This is a genomic window from Actinomyces gerencseriae DSM 6844, from assembly GCF_000429265.1.
Lineage (GTDB): Bacteria > Actinomycetota > Actinomycetes > Actinomycetales > Actinomycetaceae > Actinomyces > Actinomyces gerencseriae.
In genome coordinates this window covers 294,271-308,854 of record NZ_AUBN01000003.1, presented here as the reverse complement: position 1 = coordinate 308,854, position 14,584 = coordinate 294,271, and the positions used below count along the sequence as shown (strand labels likewise).

Sequence of the window (14,584 nt, the reverse complement as noted above, 5' to 3'; positions counted from 1 at the left end):
CCGGCATCTGTCAGCATCTGTTCGCCCCTGTCAATCACTGCCGGTCACTGTCAGCATCGAGGAGACGCACGATGACTGTCATTGCGAAGAACTGCGGCGAGTGCTTTCGCCACGCGGTAGCGCGATGACCTCCAAAACGGGTGCGCGAGCGCTCGTTCTGGGCGGAACCTTCATCGCTCCGATAGCACAGTGGTTCGTTTTCTGGCTTCTCGCGCGTTACGGAAGCGTGGCGCAGTCCGGGGTGTTCGCCACGCTTCTGGCGTACTCGACTCCTCTGTTCATCGCAGCGGGCTGGGGACTCAGGAACACTCTCATCACCCTGCGGCAGCGCTATCCCTTCGCCCTCTACATGAGAATCCGTCTGCTCCTTCTGAGCGCGGCGGCGATCATGCTCCTCGGGATCGGGGTGTGGGTCCGGGCGGATCCGACGATGCTGTGGGCGGTCCTGCTCATGAAGGTCGCCGACGGCGTCACCGACCTCCTCTACGGCCCGCTGCAGCGGCGGCAGGCGCTCGCGCCGTACGGCCTGCTCATGATCGCGAACGGAGCCGTCTCCGCCCTCATGTCCGGTCTGATGGCGATGCTGTCCGCCGATCCGTCCATGATCGTCTTCGGCTCGTCGCTGGGATCGACGACCACGATGGCGCTCGCGATGGCGGTCCTGAGGCGCTATCGGGCGGTGGAGCCCAGCGATATCGAGGCGCCCGATCCCGCCCGTCGGCTGCTCAGGATCTCCGCCCCCGTCGCCTTCGCCCAGATACTGGCGGTGGTCCTGGCGAATATTCCGACCTGGATCGTCGCGGCCCTCGGCGAGCGCTCCGACGTCGGCCGGTTCGCGGCCGCGGCATACATCCTCACGCTCGGGTCCCTTCTCGGGTCCTCGCTCAACTCCATGTTCATCGGCGAGTACCAGTCCATCGCATCGCGGCGGGGGTTCTACGCCCTGCTCCGTCGGCTCCGGCGGGCGACGATCGGAATCGGGATGGTCGGCGCCGTGCTGTCGGTCCTGGCGTTCTTCATCGGCCCGTTCCTGCTCGCGTCCGTTTACGGCCGGGACTTCAGCTTCTCACCCTGGTTCATCGCGTCGCTGACCGCGGCGGCGATCCTCGACCCGGGCACGTACGTGCTCAATGCGGGCCTGCTGGCGCTCAACGCGTACCGGAACCAGTTCCTGGTGGTCGCATGGGCCCTGGGCCTCACACTGGCCTGCATCCTCCTGTGCTACCTGGGGGACGCGCCCGCGCTGTGGGCGGGAGCAGCGGCCGCATCGACCGCCAACGCCGCCAAGATCGCCTTCTCGGCCCTCGCCATCGCCCGGATGAGGAGGAACCCCTCCGACCGCCCGCCCGACCGGCGCCGGCCGCACCAGCAGACGATGATCACCCCCGACCAATGAACAAGACACTCATCCTCAACTCAGGCTTCTTCGCGGGAGAGAACTACTACGTCAGCCGCCTCATGGAGCGCGGCGTGCCCGTCGCGCACTCCCTGAGGCCGCAGCCCCATCTCCTGGCGCGCGCGGCCAGGCGCCTCCACTTCCGGACGGGTCTGCCCGGGGCGTCGATCTGGTTCGAGCCCTGGGACCATCTGGTCGATGAGGCCGATGCGGTTCTGGTCGAATCCAGCGACCTCATCATCCCGGCCATCCTCCATATCCGATCGCGGTGGCCCGGCAAGCGCATCATCTCCTGGTACTGGAATCCGTCGGGTCCGGGCACGGACCCGTCGCGGCTGCCACCCGATGTCTGCGAGTCGTGGTCCTTCGACCGCCGCGACTGCGAGAGGTTCGGGCTCAACTACAATACGAACTACTCCTTCCGCGAGATCGCCCGGTTCCGCTCCGGAGATGCCTTCGATTTCCTCTTCGTCGGCGTGAACAAGGGACGCGCGAGCAAGCTATCGAGGCTGGCGGAGCAGCTCGAGCGCCACGGCTTCAGCTTCCGGTTCCGCGTCAACGGCCTCAGCAGGGCGGAGATCTCCTCCTATCCGCTCCTCGAACCGATCGACCCGATTCCGTACGAGGAGATCCTCCGATTGACCGGACAGGCCCGTGCGGTGGTCGAGCTCCCCCAGGCGGGTCAGACCGGGCTGTCCCTGCGCCCGATCGAGGCCTTCATGATGGGCAAGAAGATCCTGAGCTTCTCCGACGCGATCTCCTCCGAGGTCTTCTACGACCCGAGCCGGGTGCTCATTCTGGACCGACCCGACATCGGCAGGATCGACGAGTTCATGCGAACCGAGTCACTGCCCGCCGGCCAGGAGGCGCTGGACCACTATGATTTCGATCAGTGGATCCGGCGGTTCGGGTAGCGCGGCCCGGCATCCCGGTGCCGGCTGCTCAACTGCGGAGGTGACGCGCCCTGATGAATGCCGACGTACTGGCCCCCGGCCTGGTTCGCGAGGCCGACGGAACGACCCGGCCATTGAGAGTTCTTCACGTCACCGAGTGCTTCGGTGCCGGTGTCGGCCGCGCCGTCAGGCTGAGGGCGCAGGCGCTGCCGCGCGCGGAGCACCACCTCCTGTGGACCGGTGAGGAGACCCCGGCGACATCCCAGTGGGCGTCCGTGGTCCCGCTCCCGCGGTCAGCCGTCTCGCGCGTCAAGGAGGCTCGCCGGAGGACGCGCCAGGTGAACCCGGACATCGTCCACGCGCACTCGAGCTGGGCGGGGGTCTACACGCGGGTCGTCGACATGGGACGACCGGTGGTCTACGAACCTCACTGCTTCAAGTTCGACGATCCGGACCTCCGACGCCCGATCAGCGGCGCGTTCCGGTTCGCCGAGCGCGTCCTCATGACCAGAACAGCGGCCATCGGAGTGCTCTCGCCCCACGAGCGGGCCGTCGTGAGCGCGATGTCCCGGCGCCTGCCCGTGATCGAGATCCCGAATGTGCCGACGGTGCCGCCCGGGCCCGAGCGGACGAGCCCCCGGCCCGACGGCATCAGCCGACTGGCCATGGTGGGACGGATCGCCCCGCAGAAGGACCCGCGGTTCTACGCCGATGCGGTCGGAGCGCTGCGCGAGTCCGGAGTCGCCATCGAGGCGGTCTGGATCGGGGACGGCGAGGGCGCCCTGAGGCGGCTGCTGACCGAGGCGGGAATCCGCGTGACGGGCTGGCTGAGCCCCGCACGGGTGAGGGACCTTCTTCACGGCGCCGTCTACGTCCACTCGGCGCGCTACGAGGGATTCCCTCTGAGCCTTCTCGACGCGGCCGCGTGCGGGGCCCCGATCGTCGCGCGCAGGATCGCGGCCGTGGAGCACACCGACCTCCTCATGTCGGATGCTCCCGAGCAGGCGGCCGCTCTCGTCACCGATCTGCTCCGTTCGGAGGACGCCCTCGCCGACGCGAGGGCTCGAGGCGCTCGTCTCCTCGACGCCCACTGCCCGCAGCGCCTCACCGAGGCCCTGACCGTGCTGTACTCGGAGGCCCTGAAGGAATGACGCCGCCCACCGACCGGATCTGCCTGGTGATCCCCTACTACGAGGCGGGGGAGGACCTCGTCGATTCCCTCGCGAGCGTGCGGTTGGAGCCGACCGACCTCATCATCGTCGTCGACGACGGGTCACGGCGATGCCCGGCGAGGGATCTCGTCCCCGAGGCGGTCGGAGACACACCGCTACGGCTCATCGAGCTGGCGCGCAACAGCGGCATCACCGCGGCACTGCGCGCCGGGATCTCGAACGCCCCCCCGGACTTCGCCCTCATCGCCCGCCTCGACTGCGGCGACACCTGCCACCCGGAGCGCTTCACCAAGCAGCGGGACTTCCTCCTCGGGCATCGCGACATCGCCCTGGTCGGATCCTGGGTGGACTTCGTCTCGCCCGACGGATCCTTCCTCTACCGGCTCGAGCAGCCCGCCCGACCATCCGCGGTCCGCAGGCGGATGCGCGTCAACTGCGCCATCACCCACCCCGCGGCGATGTTCAGAAGGGAGGCCTACGACCACGCAGGCGGCTATCCGATGAGCTACCCCGCGGCGGAGGACTACGGGCTGTTCGCGCAGATGCTCGCGACGTCGGAGGCGGCGAACATCCCGCAGGTCCTGGTGCGCTGCCGCACCGGGGACGGGGGCATCTCCGAGAACAGGCGCAGGACGCAGCTGGTGTCCCGCTGCCGAATCCTGCTCAGGCACTTCGACGGCCACCCGATGGCGGTCTACGGGATCCTCAGAGCCGTCGTGCAGCTGGCGACGCCGCGACGCTGGAGCACCCGGGCGCATCAGATCCGTGTCGGTCTCGCCGGACGCCGATCATCCGGGCGCGAGGGCGACACGACCGATCAGGCGGATCCCTCCTGAGCGAGGACGACCTTGATGGTCTTGATTAGAATTCCCAGGTCCATCGAGAAGGTCCAGTTCTCCACGTAGAAGAGATCGAGGCGAAGCGCCTCCTCCCAGCTCAGCGAGGACCGCCCGTTGACCTGCCACAGCCCCGTCATCCCGGGCTTGACCAACAACCGACGCGCGGCCGTCTCGTCGTAGAGCTCGACCTCCTTGGGAACCTGGGGCCTCGGCCCCACCAGGCTCATCGACCCCTCGAGAACGTTGAACAGCTGGGGGAACTCATCCAAGGATGTGCGTCGCAGCAGGCGTCCGATCCGTGTGATCCGTGGATCGCCGTCCACCTTGAACAGGGGCTTGTCGGCCCTCCCCTGCCTGTTGAGCAGGGTCCTGAGCTCGGAGTCGGCGTTCACGCGCATCGTGCGGAACTTCCAGATCCTGAACTCCCGGCCGTCCCTGCCGACCCTGGTCTGCCGGAAGAACGCCGGTCCCCGATCATCCCGCCAGATGAGCAGCGGCACCACGATCCACATCGGGACGAGAGCGAGGATCAGGACGCATGACGCGACGACATCGAACAGCCTCTTGACGAGAAGCTTCGTCCTGCCGAAGGATCCGAGCCGCATCTCGCTCAGGGATATGGAGCCGACCGGGCGCAGGTAACGCCGCAGGCCGGAGACGTCGAGGAAGGAGTGGACCATGAGGAGACGACTCGTCGTCCCCATGGAACGGCCGATTCTGCGCACGGCCGGCGGGGTGAGCCCGGAGGCCGGAGTGATCAGCAGGGTGATCTCGCCGGCCCCATCGACGACACGATCCAGGTCCTCAACGCCCCCGATGACCGGCACCGGAAGCCGCTGGGCGTCGTAGCGGAACGAATCGGCATCGGAGAGGAAGGCGCCGCAGGGCCTCAGGCCGAGCTCGGGGCGCCGGCTGATGGCCGCGATGACCGAGGATGCCGACTCGCGTGAGCCGACGACGAACGCCGGATGCGTGAAGGCCCCCCTTCTCCTCGCCCTGATGAAGAACTGGCGAGCCCCCCAGCGCCAGGTGATGAGCAGCGCGACGCCGACGGGCAGGGCCACCAGGAAGTAGGCGCGGGGCAGCTGGGCGCCGCTCAGGTAGGACAGGAGGGCGAGGCTCCCGAACTCGATCGCGGAGGCCTGAAGCACGCGGTGGTACTCCTCGGGACCGTAACCGAGAAGACGCTCCCGATACGAGCTCATGGCTGCCAGGAGGAACCACCAGCTGAGGCCGAAGCCGATATCCAGCAGCACATCGTTGGGCAGGATGCGACCGGCTCTCGAGGCGACGAGGAATCCCCCGCCATCGAGTCCCACGAGGTGGTTGACGATGATGGCGAGTAGGATGACGACCAGGTCACCGACCCGGAGCAGGTACTGGAATCCCGCTGTCACGTGGGCACCAGGACTATTCGATGTGTCGTAGGGGGCGATGTGCGTGCGGGACATGGTCTCTCCAGGGTCGAGAAAGTGTCGAGGCGGCGCGAGATGGCAACCTCAGGGAAAGCTGCGGAACCAGGACGGCGACTCCGGGTAGCACGGGCCCCGGGGTCAGTGGCCGAGTGATCGGGTCGTCCCAGGGACCCGCGGGCGGGACCGGAACGACCGGAGTGGCCGTTCGGCCGGGAGCCCGATTCGGGGCCGGGCCGGATGCGGCAGTGGTCGGCGGCCGGCCGGAACCCGCGACGACCGAACCAGCGCCTGCGGCGAGGAGCATGCGGGCCCGGCGAAGCCTGCTGTGCGTGCGGCAAGAGCATTCGTGCGACGTCGGAACCGTGCACTCACCTGGCCCTCGCCGGCAGCGTGGGCCCGGGTGCGGCGGCGCCACCCGGCACTCCGACCGTGCGCCGTCCCGCCGTCGGCGCCTCTTGACGGGAGAGCGCCTGCCCGCGAGTAGCGGCCGCCGTCACCTCGTCCCCGATTCCGAGACGACGGCGGCCGGACGACGGCACCTGGTTGAGGACGACACCGAGGATGGTGCCCCCTCCCTGACGAATGGCTGCGATCGTCTGCTCCAGCTGATCATCCGTCGTCCGGCCCGTGCGCGCCACGAGAAGGACCCCGTCCGTGTGCGCACCGAGCGCAGCCGCATCGGTGACCGGGAGCGCGGCGGGAGCGTCGATGATGACGACATGCTTCGAGGACAGGTAGGTGACCAGGTCCGACATGCGTTCGGAGCCGAGGAGCTCCGACGGATTCGGGGGAGGATCTCCAGCGGGGATGATCCGCAATCCGGGCACCGCGGACTGGACGAGCACCCCGTCCAGGGAGGTCGCGCCGACGAGAAGCTGCGTCAGCCCGGGATGACGACGGCCGGCCTTCCCCTCGTCCTGGGGCCTTCGGCGGCGCAGATCGCCGTCGATGAGGACGACCGGCCGGCCGGCCAGCGCCATGACACGAGCAAGGTTGCAGGCGACGGTCGACTTGCCGTCGCCCTGCACGCCCGAGGTCACGACGAATGAGCGAACGCCCTCATCGACGTTGGCGTAGCGCAGGTTGGTGCGCAGCTTCCGGAAGGCCTCCTCCGCCCCGGGACCGCCATCCGCATTCACCTGGCCGTGCGCGATGGCGTTCGACGCGGGGATGACGCCGAGAACCGGCCGGTCGATGACGGCGGCGATGTCCGATGCGGACCGGACCCGCTTGTCCCACACCTCGCGCCCCAGGGCCAGGGCGTAACCGAGCAGCACCCCGCCCAGGATACCGCCGCCGAGGTAGGTGGGCACCGACGGCGATCGGGTTGTGGCCGACAGACTCGACGGGGACATGAGCACGACCGTGACCGGCGAGTCCTCCCCCTCCAGCTGCTTGACCTGCTCGGCCGACTGCCGCACGACCTCGTCCGCGATGCTCCGGGCCTCGGAGGCCGAGGAGGCCGTCGCGGTGACCGTGATCGTCAGGGTGTTGTTCTTGTTGGTCGCGGACAGGGAGCGGGACAACTCGGCCGATGTCATGTCGAGGCCCAGGGAGTCGATGACTCCCTGCGCAACGGCGTCGGAGGTGAACACGGGCACGAAGGCCTTGACCTTCTGCGTCGCGAGCTGGGACGCCGCGTAGTACGAGTCCGTCTGCTGCGGCGCCTCCCCGTCCTGGGACACCGTGACGCGAACATAGGCGTCCGCGGACGCCTTATACGAGACGGGAGTCAGCCAGACCACCACGAGGGACAGGAAAAGACCGGTGAATAAACCGATGGCGATGGCGACAACCTGTCGGCGAGTGAGCTTGAGAAGTTCCTCGAATGTCATACCGCCATCACCGACCGAGATTCACAACTGAGCATGTCGCGTATCTCCTACAGGGATAGGTGGATAGAGATAGCCTCGGGGACGATACCACGACACGGGGAAGAATACCACGGCCCATACCAGCTCGTTTCCCACTCGTTAGGGCGTGGCGGCACCGGAGCCCCACTCTACCCCTGCCCCCACCGGAGCCAGCAGGCCCGACGAGCGGGAGGGGCCCACGAGTCATCGGCGGTACCGACCTCGCCGGTGAGGGCGCTGACGACGAGCGAGGGAAGAGACGGCTCGTCGCGCGCACGGCAGTCATGACCGAGCATGTGGAGCAGCGGCCCCATGTGCCGCGGTAGGACGAGACCGCCGATCGCCTCGCCGAGCTCCCCGTACGTGATGACCTCGTGGTGGGCCGCCACGTCGAGCAGCACCTCCCGGGCCCGCACGACGGCCTCCGCGAGGCGGGGCGTGAGTGTGAGCATCCGCTCGCCCACCGGGTATCGTCCGCCGACGTCCAGAGCGAGAGCCCCCGGCTCCCCGCCGCGTGCGGGGAGCCGGGGTTTCCGCTGGGATCGCCGTTGCTCCTCAGAACAGCCGCGCCCGGAAGACATAGACGACTGCGCCCAGTGCCGTTGCGACGGCGCCCAGACCCGCGGCGGCACGACCCACGGTCTTCTGAAGACCCGCGGATCCCTCGGCAGCGGGCTGCCTCGCCGTCATCTCCCCGCCCTGGGCGGCCGCGCCGACCCCATCGGCCGGGGAGGCGGCGAGAACGCCCTGCGAGGCCTGCTCGGTGGAGGCCGCCTGAGTCGCGTCGGTCCCGTTCTGGGAGTCGGAGGGCGCCTCGCTCTGCGCCGAGGAGTCCGCCGGCGCCGCGGCCTGCTGGTCCCCTCCGGCGGCGGGCGCCCCCGACGTCGGAGCGCCCTCCTTCCAGGCGGCATTGACCAGGGCCCCGCGATCAACAGCGGCACCCGCGCTGAGTCCGAGTGCGTCGGCGATGTCCTGCGGCAGCGGCGTGCCGGTGCCCGCGGCGGGCCCGCCCGGCTTGGCGTGCAGGTCGGAGGTCTTCCAGGCGGTGGGATCGGCCGACTCGCTCACCAGGACGGGGTTGGCGTCCCGCGCGCCCTGCAGGTCGACCCCGTGGGACTCCTTGCCCTCCGTCGTCACGTTCGGGCTGCTGGAGAAGTCGGACAGGGAGGCCGCGTTGATGCTGTCGGTCTTGCGGTCCGCACCGTACTGCCACAGGACGGTGGTCGAGGGCTGTGTGGTGGGCTGACGGTAGTAGACGTTGTAGTCGATGCCCTTGATCATGTCGTTCGCGTACAACGCGCTCGAGCCATCGGCGTCCTTGTCGCCCGTGACCTGCACCATGGCGGAGAACCGCCACACATCGCCCTCGGAGGCCATCTGCTCGGAGGACAGGATGTTGTTGTAGATGGTCGTGTCCAGGGTGTCCCACTTCAGTCCGTGCTGCGTCGACCAGCTCTCGGGCATGGTGCAGGAGCCATCGCCGGCGCGCGCGTTGCAGCCGTCGGAACGGGTGTCCTCGTACACCGAGATGCTCGTCAGCGCGTGCGTCACCGTGTTGTTCCACACCTGAGTGCTCTCCGAGCCCGCGACCTGGATGCCGAGGCCGGCTCCTTCGATGAGGTTGGAGGCGATGGTGTTGCTCTTCGAGACCTCGACGAAGATCGCGGTCGGCACATTGACGAAGTGCGAGGCCAGGACGCTGGAGTTGATCACGCCCTCGTCGAACCAGATGGCGGACTGCCGGTTGCTCGCCCACGAGGACGACTCCGAGTGGTCGGTGCCCGACTGGGAGTAATCGACGGTGTTGTAGGCGTAGCGAATGCCCTCCGCGTGCGTCACCTTCATGTCCGACATGGTGCAGTAGGCCCCGCAGCCCACGGTGATGAAGCCCTTGCTGTTGTTGCCCGACCAGAGGTTGTTCTCAACGGTGACGTTGGACGAGCGGTTGATGCCCATCCCCACGCCCCCGTTGTCGACCAGGCGGTTGTCGGACACCGTCGCGTCCTTCACGTTGGTCAGGCCCAGAGCCGCGCCGCCCCCCGAGTACCTGAAGGTGTTGCCGGTGATCTTCAGACCGCTGCCTGAGGCGAAGATCATGACGCCTCCCGTGCTCCCGCCGATATCGGGGTCGACGTAGCTCCACTCCTGGACCGGGGAGTACTTCTCCACGGTCAGGCCCTGCAGGCTCGAGTTGGCGCCGGACAAGGACAGGGCCCGCGAGTGCTGGGCGACCTCGACCGTGTGCTGGGAAGGATCCACTCCGATGACGTAGGCGGCGCCCCGGTGCTCCTTGGTGTTGAACCCGGCCCGGTTGTTCCCCGGCTGCTTCATGGTGATCGGATCACTGTCATCGACGTAGAAGGTCGAGGCCGTCACCTCCTCGCGCGTGGCGACCTGCGTCAACGGGGCGCCATCGACGAAGACCTGCTCGGGATGCGCCGCCATGCCCTCGGCGGACGGGTCCGCGTTGGTGGTGCACACCGTGCAGAAGCGGACCATGTCCGCGGACGTCGACCAGGTGCTGCCGGACGCGGACCAGGAGGTGGGGACCTCGGCGCCCGAGAGCACGGGGGCGGCGCCCTGCGCCGCGCGGATGGTCACGCTCTTGTCGGTCGAGATCTCACCCTCGCGATAGGTGCCGTCCCCGACCTCGATCGTGGCTCCGTCCCCGGCGCTCGCAACGGCCTCCCCGATGCTGGCGTACGGCTTGTCCGCCGATCCGTCGCCGCCCTGGGCGGCCGAGGCCGATACGTGGATCACGCCGTCACCGGACTCGGCCGCGACGGCCGGGGATGTCAGTGGGAGCGCAATGAAAGCTAGTACGGCGACAACGATGGCTGTACCGGTCACCCCGGTTGTCCTGGCTGCACTGCGACGCACGCGGGTCCTCCTCCTCCAGGCTGCTTAAAACCGTGTTCACCGTACCGTTATCGTCCGGCGAGCGCGACCGTGCATCTCACACAGTGGGTTCGTGCGTCCACGGACGCACGGCAGGTGCGCGGCTCGCCCCGCCCCGCCGGACCGCCCGGGACCGGGGTCTGGGAGGATGGGTCCATGACTTCTCGGGGCGATGGGACGAAGAGCGGTGGAGGATACGAGGAGCGCGGGGGCCTCCACCCGTCCGTGCCCGTCCACGGCCGGATCGGACTCGGCCAATTCCTCAAGTTGGCGGGCCTCGTGGAGGACGGCGCCGGGGCGCGCGCAGCCGTTCAGTCCGGCGATGTCTCCGTCAACGGCGAGGTCGATACCCGCCGCGGACACGCTCTGGCGGACGGCGACGTCGTCGTGGTGAGCCTGCCGACCGGCGCCGCGGGCGCCGTCGTCGAGCAGGTCCGATCCGAGCGGGACCCGACGCAGCGCCCCTGACCGGCATCGCTCGGGGCGAAAACCGCTCGACGTCGTAATGCCGTCAGGATCTCAGGCATCCGGGCCCGAGCAGCGCCTTGATGTCCGAGTAGAAGGCCGCGCTCGCCTCGACCCGCAACGAGGAGTCCAGCTGCGTGCGCACCTCCCGGCCGGGACTGGTCAGGTTGAGACGCACGGTCGACATGCCCGGGTGGTTCTCGAGCACCGCCTTGAACCTCTCGACCAGTGGAGCGGTGCACCGGTTCGTCGGCAGCGTGATGGTGACCGCCTCGTGAGTCGCGCTGGAGACGTCCGGGAGAGTCATCTCCTGGGCGTACAGGGCCACCTGCCCGTCGCGCCGGTTGAGGCGCCCCCGCACGGTGACCACCGTGTCCGGCGCCAGCATCGTCGACACGGTCTGATACGTGCTCGGGAAGAAGAGCGCCTCGATGCTCCCACCGAGATCCTCGATCTGGGCGATGGCCCACAGGTTGCCCTGCTTGGTGGTCTTGCGGGTCAGCCCCGTGATGAGCCCGGCGATCGTGACCATGGCGCCGTCGGGGCGCTCCTCGTCCTCGACCAGGTCGGCGATCTCCGTGTCGGCGAGCTTGCCCAGCACGCCCTCCAGCCCCAGCAACGGGTGGTCGGAGACGTACAGGCCGAGCATGTCGCGCTCGTAGGCGAGCTTGTCCTTCTTGTCCCACTCGGGCAGATCGGGCACCTCCGAGGAGAAGACCGGACCGGACCCGAAGGGGTCGTCGGTCCCGCCCGGGCCGCCGCCGTCGCCCATCATGGAGGCGAACAGATCGAACTGGCCGGCGGCCTCGTTGCGCTTGACGCCGATGATCTCGTCGACGAACTCCTCATGACAGGCCTGCAGGGAGCGCCGGGACCGCCCCAGGGTGTCGAAGGCGCCGGCCTTGATGAGGGAGTCGATGGTGCGCTTGTTGCAGACCACGGCCGGGACCTTGTCGAGGAAGTCCTCGAAGGAGGCGAACTCGCCCTTGGACTCTCGCGCCGTCACGATCGCATCGACGACGTTGAGGCCGACGTTGCGGACGGCGGCCAGGCCGAAGCGGATGTCCTCGCCGTCGGCGGAGAACTGGGCGCGGGAGGCGTTGACATCCGGGGGCAGGACCGTGATGCCCATGTGGCGGCACTCCCCCAGGTAGACGGCCAGCTTGTCCTTGTTGTCCTTCTGACTGGTCAGCAGCGCCGCCATGTACTCGGTGGGATAGTGCGCCTTGAGGTAGGCCGTCCAGTAGGACACGACCCCGTAGGCCGCCGAGTGGGCCTTGTTGAAGGCGTACTTGGCGAAGGGCACCACGACGTCCCACAGGGTCTTGACGCTCTCCTTGGAGAAGCCGGCCTCAACCATGCCGGCCTCGAACTCGACGAACATCGTGGCCAGGATGTCCATCTTCTTCTTCCCCATGGCCTTGCGCAGCGCATCGGCCTTGCCCATGGAGAAGCCCGCCAGGTCGGTGGCGATCTTCATGACCTGCTCCTGGTAGACGATGAGGCCGTGCGTGGTTCCCAGGATCGGTTCGAGGGCGTCCTTGAGCTCGGGGTGGATCGGGACGACCTCCTGCAGGCCGTTCTTGCGCAGCGCGTAGTTGGTGTGGGACTCCGCCCCCATGGGACCGGGCCGGTAGAGGGCGCCGACGGCGGAGATGTCCTCGAAGTTGTCGGGCTTCATCAGGCGCAGCAGGGTGCGCATCCCGCCGCCGTCGAGCTGGAAGACGCCCAGGGTCTCCCCGCGCGAGAGCAGCTCGTAGGTGGCCCGGTCGTCGAGCTCGACGTGGTCGATGTCCAGCGGCTCCTTGCCGTTGGCGACGATGCCCTCCAGGGCGTCGGAGATGACCGTGAGGTTGCGCAGCCCCAGGAAGTCCATCTTGAGCAGGCCCAGGTGCTCGCAGGTGGGGTAGTCGAACTGGGTGATGTAGGCGCCGTCCTGGAGGCGCTGCATCATGGGGATGATGTCGGTCAGCGTCGCCGATGACATGATGACGGCGCAGGCGTGAACGCCCCACTGGCGGGTCATGCCCTCCAGCCCCCGGGCCAGCTCGACGATCTTCTGCGCGTCGGGGTCCTCGGCGTGCAGCTCGCGGAACTGCTGCGCCTCCCCGTAGCGCTCGTCATCGGGGTTGAACATCCCCTTGATGGAGATGTCCTTGCCCATGATGGTCGGCGGCATGGCCTTGGTCAGCCGATCGCCCACCGCGTAGGGGTAGCCCATGACGCGGCTGGAGTCCTTCAGGGACTGCTTGGCCTTGATGACGCCGTAGGTGACGACCTGGCTGATCTTGTCCGAGCCGTACTTGTGCTTGACGTACTCGATGACCTCGTCGCGCCTGCGCTCGTCGAAATCGACGTCGATATCGGGCATGGAAATGCGCTCGGGGTTGAGGAAGCGCTCGAAGATGAGCCCGTGCTTGAGAGGGTTGAGCTCGGTGATGCCCATGGCGTAGGCGACCATGGACCCGGCGCCGGAGCCGCGCCCCGGCCCCACGCGAATGCCGTTGCTCTTGGCCCAGTTGATGTAGTCGGCCACGACCAGGAAGTACCCGGGGAATCCCATCTGGGTGATGACGCCGATCTCGTACTCGGCCTGCGCGCGGCAGTCCTCGGGGATGTCGCCGTGGAAACGGCTGTCCATGCCCTTCCAGCACTCGCTCACGAACCAGGATTCCATCGTCTCCCCCTCGGGGACGGGGAAGGCCGGCATGAAGGAGGCGCCCTCATCGACGGTGGCGAAGTGGACGTTGCACTGCTCGGCCACCAGCAGGGTGTTGTCGCAGGCCTGCGGCACCTCCCGGAAGAGCTCCCGCATCTCGCGACCGGGTCGCAGGTAGTAGGTGTCCCCATCGAACTTGAAGCGATCCGGATCGGTGAGCACCGATCCGGAGTTGATGCACAGCATCGCGTCCTGAACGGTGCGGTCCTCGGGACGCACGTAGTGGGAGTCGTTGGTCGCCAGGAGCGGTGCGCCGAGCTTCTCGGCCAGGCGCAGCAGATCCTTGGTGACGCGCTGCTCGATCTCCAGGCCGTGATCCATGAGCTCGACGTAGAAGAACTCCCTGCCGAAGATGTCCTGCAGCTCGCCGGCGGCGCGCAGCGCCTCGTCCCACTGGCCCAGGCGCAGACGCGTCTGAACCTCCGAGGAGGGGCAGCCGGTGGAGCCGATGAGGCCGGCCGAGTAGCGGGAGAGCAGCTCGCGGTCAATACGGGGCGCCTTGCCCCACTGGCCCTCCAGGGAGGCGTAGGAGTCCATCCGCATGAGGTTGTGCAGGCCCTCGTCGGTGCGCGAGAGCAGGGTCATGTGCGTGTAGGAGCCGCGGGCGGAGACGTCGTCGCTCCGCTGCGACTCATCGCCCCAGAACACGCGCGTCCTGTCGAAGCGGGAGGTGCCCGGCGTCATGTAGGCCTCGACGCCGATGATCGGCTTGATGCCCGCCGCCTTGGCGGCCGAGTAGAACTCGTAGGCGCCGAACATGTAGCCGTGGTCGGTGATCGCCAGGGCGGGCTGCCCCAGCCGCTCGGCCTCGGCGACGTAGTCCTTGATCTTGCCCGCGCCGTCGAGCATGGAGTAGTCGGTGTGGACGTGGAGGTGGACGAAGTCGTCCCTGGGTGCTTCCCGGTTGCCCGTGCTGCTCGTCTCCGTCATGGGA

Annotated in this window: 10 protein-coding genes; 5 read left to right on the top strand and 5 right to left on the bottom strand. The window is 68.1% G+C overall.

The window, feature by feature from the left end:
• Nucleotides 1–124 precede the first annotated feature (124 nt).
• From G448_RS0101370 to G448_RS14670, 4 genes are read left to right on the top strand one after another with little or no spacing between them, the layout of a single operon-like run.
• Nucleotides 125–1,396, top strand: coding sequence for a lipopolysaccharide biosynthesis protein (locus G448_RS0101370; RefSeq protein ID WP_026406508.1), 1,272 nt, complete (start codon nt 125–127; stop codon nt 1,394–1,396).
• Nucleotides 1,393–2,310 carry a WaaS/CpsH family glycosyltransferase gene (locus G448_RS0101365; protein WP_026406507.1) on the top strand — a complete coding sequence of 306 codons (918 nt, stop codon included), beginning with the start codon at nt 1,393–1,395 and terminating at the stop codon, nt 2,308–2,310. The genes G448_RS0101370 and G448_RS0101365 overlap by 4 nt, the downstream gene beginning before the upstream one ends.
• A gap of 53 nt (nt 2,311–2,363) precedes the next feature.
• Nucleotides 2,364–3,440, top strand: coding sequence for a glycosyltransferase family 4 protein (locus tag G448_RS14675; RefSeq protein ID WP_026406506.1), 1,077 nt, complete (start codon nt 2,364–2,366; stop codon nt 3,438–3,440).
• On the top strand, nt 3,437–4,297 hold the full coding sequence (locus G448_RS14670) for a glycosyltransferase (RefSeq protein WP_051268487.1): 861 nt from the start codon (nt 3,437–3,439) through the stop codon (nt 4,295–4,297). The genes G448_RS14675 and G448_RS14670 overlap by 4 nt, the downstream gene beginning before the upstream one ends.
• On the opposite strand, the gene G448_RS0101350 is transcribed toward G448_RS14670, so the two are convergent.
• The 4 genes from G448_RS0101350 to G448_RS0101335 all read right to left on the bottom strand — a co-directional run bounded on the left by G448_RS0101350 (nt 4,279) and on the right by G448_RS0101335 (nt 10,448).
• Nucleotides 4,279–5,751 carry a sugar transferase gene (locus tag G448_RS0101350; protein ID WP_026406505.1) on the bottom strand — a complete coding sequence of 491 codons (1,473 nt, stop codon included), beginning with the start codon at nt 5,749–5,751 and terminating at the stop codon, nt 4,279–4,281. The genes G448_RS14670 and G448_RS0101350 overlap by 19 nt on opposite strands.
• A gap of 332 nt (nt 5,752–6,083) precedes the next feature.
• The gene (locus G448_RS0101345; protein WP_026406504.1) at nt 6,084–7,550 is read right to left on the bottom strand and encodes a tyrosine-protein kinase domain-containing protein; all 1,467 of its coding nucleotides are present in this window, start codon (nt 7,548–7,550) and stop codon (nt 6,084–6,086) included.
• Between the two features lie 167 nt (nt 7,551–7,717).
• Complete coding sequence (locus G448_RS14665) at nt 7,718–8,020, bottom strand: hypothetical protein (protein WP_051268511.1); 303 nt, start codon at nt 8,018–8,020, stop codon at nt 7,718–7,720.
• 103 nt (nt 8,021–8,123) lie between these two features.
• Complete coding sequence (locus G448_RS0101335; protein ID WP_245572126.1) at nt 8,124–10,448, bottom strand: right-handed parallel beta-helix repeat-containing protein; 2,325 nt, start codon at nt 10,446–10,448, stop codon at nt 8,124–8,126.
• Between the two features lie 243 nt (nt 10,449–10,691).
• Between G448_RS0101335 and G448_RS14660 the strand changes: the two genes are divergently transcribed.
• Nucleotides 10,692–10,934: an RNA-binding S4 domain-containing protein gene (locus G448_RS14660; RefSeq protein WP_034493956.1), complete on the top strand. Its 243-nt coding sequence runs from the start codon at nt 10,692–10,694 to the stop codon at nt 10,932–10,934.
• 43 nt (nt 10,935–10,977) lie between these two features.
• Here the strand turns inward: G448_RS14660 and dnaE are convergent, their stop codons facing one another.
• Nucleotides 10,978–14,580 carry a DNA polymerase III subunit alpha gene (gene dnaE / locus G448_RS0101325; protein WP_026406502.1) on the bottom strand — a complete coding sequence of 1,201 codons (3,603 nt, stop codon included), beginning with the start codon at nt 14,578–14,580 and terminating at the stop codon, nt 10,978–10,980.
• Nucleotides 14,581–14,584: the final 4 nt, after the last annotated feature.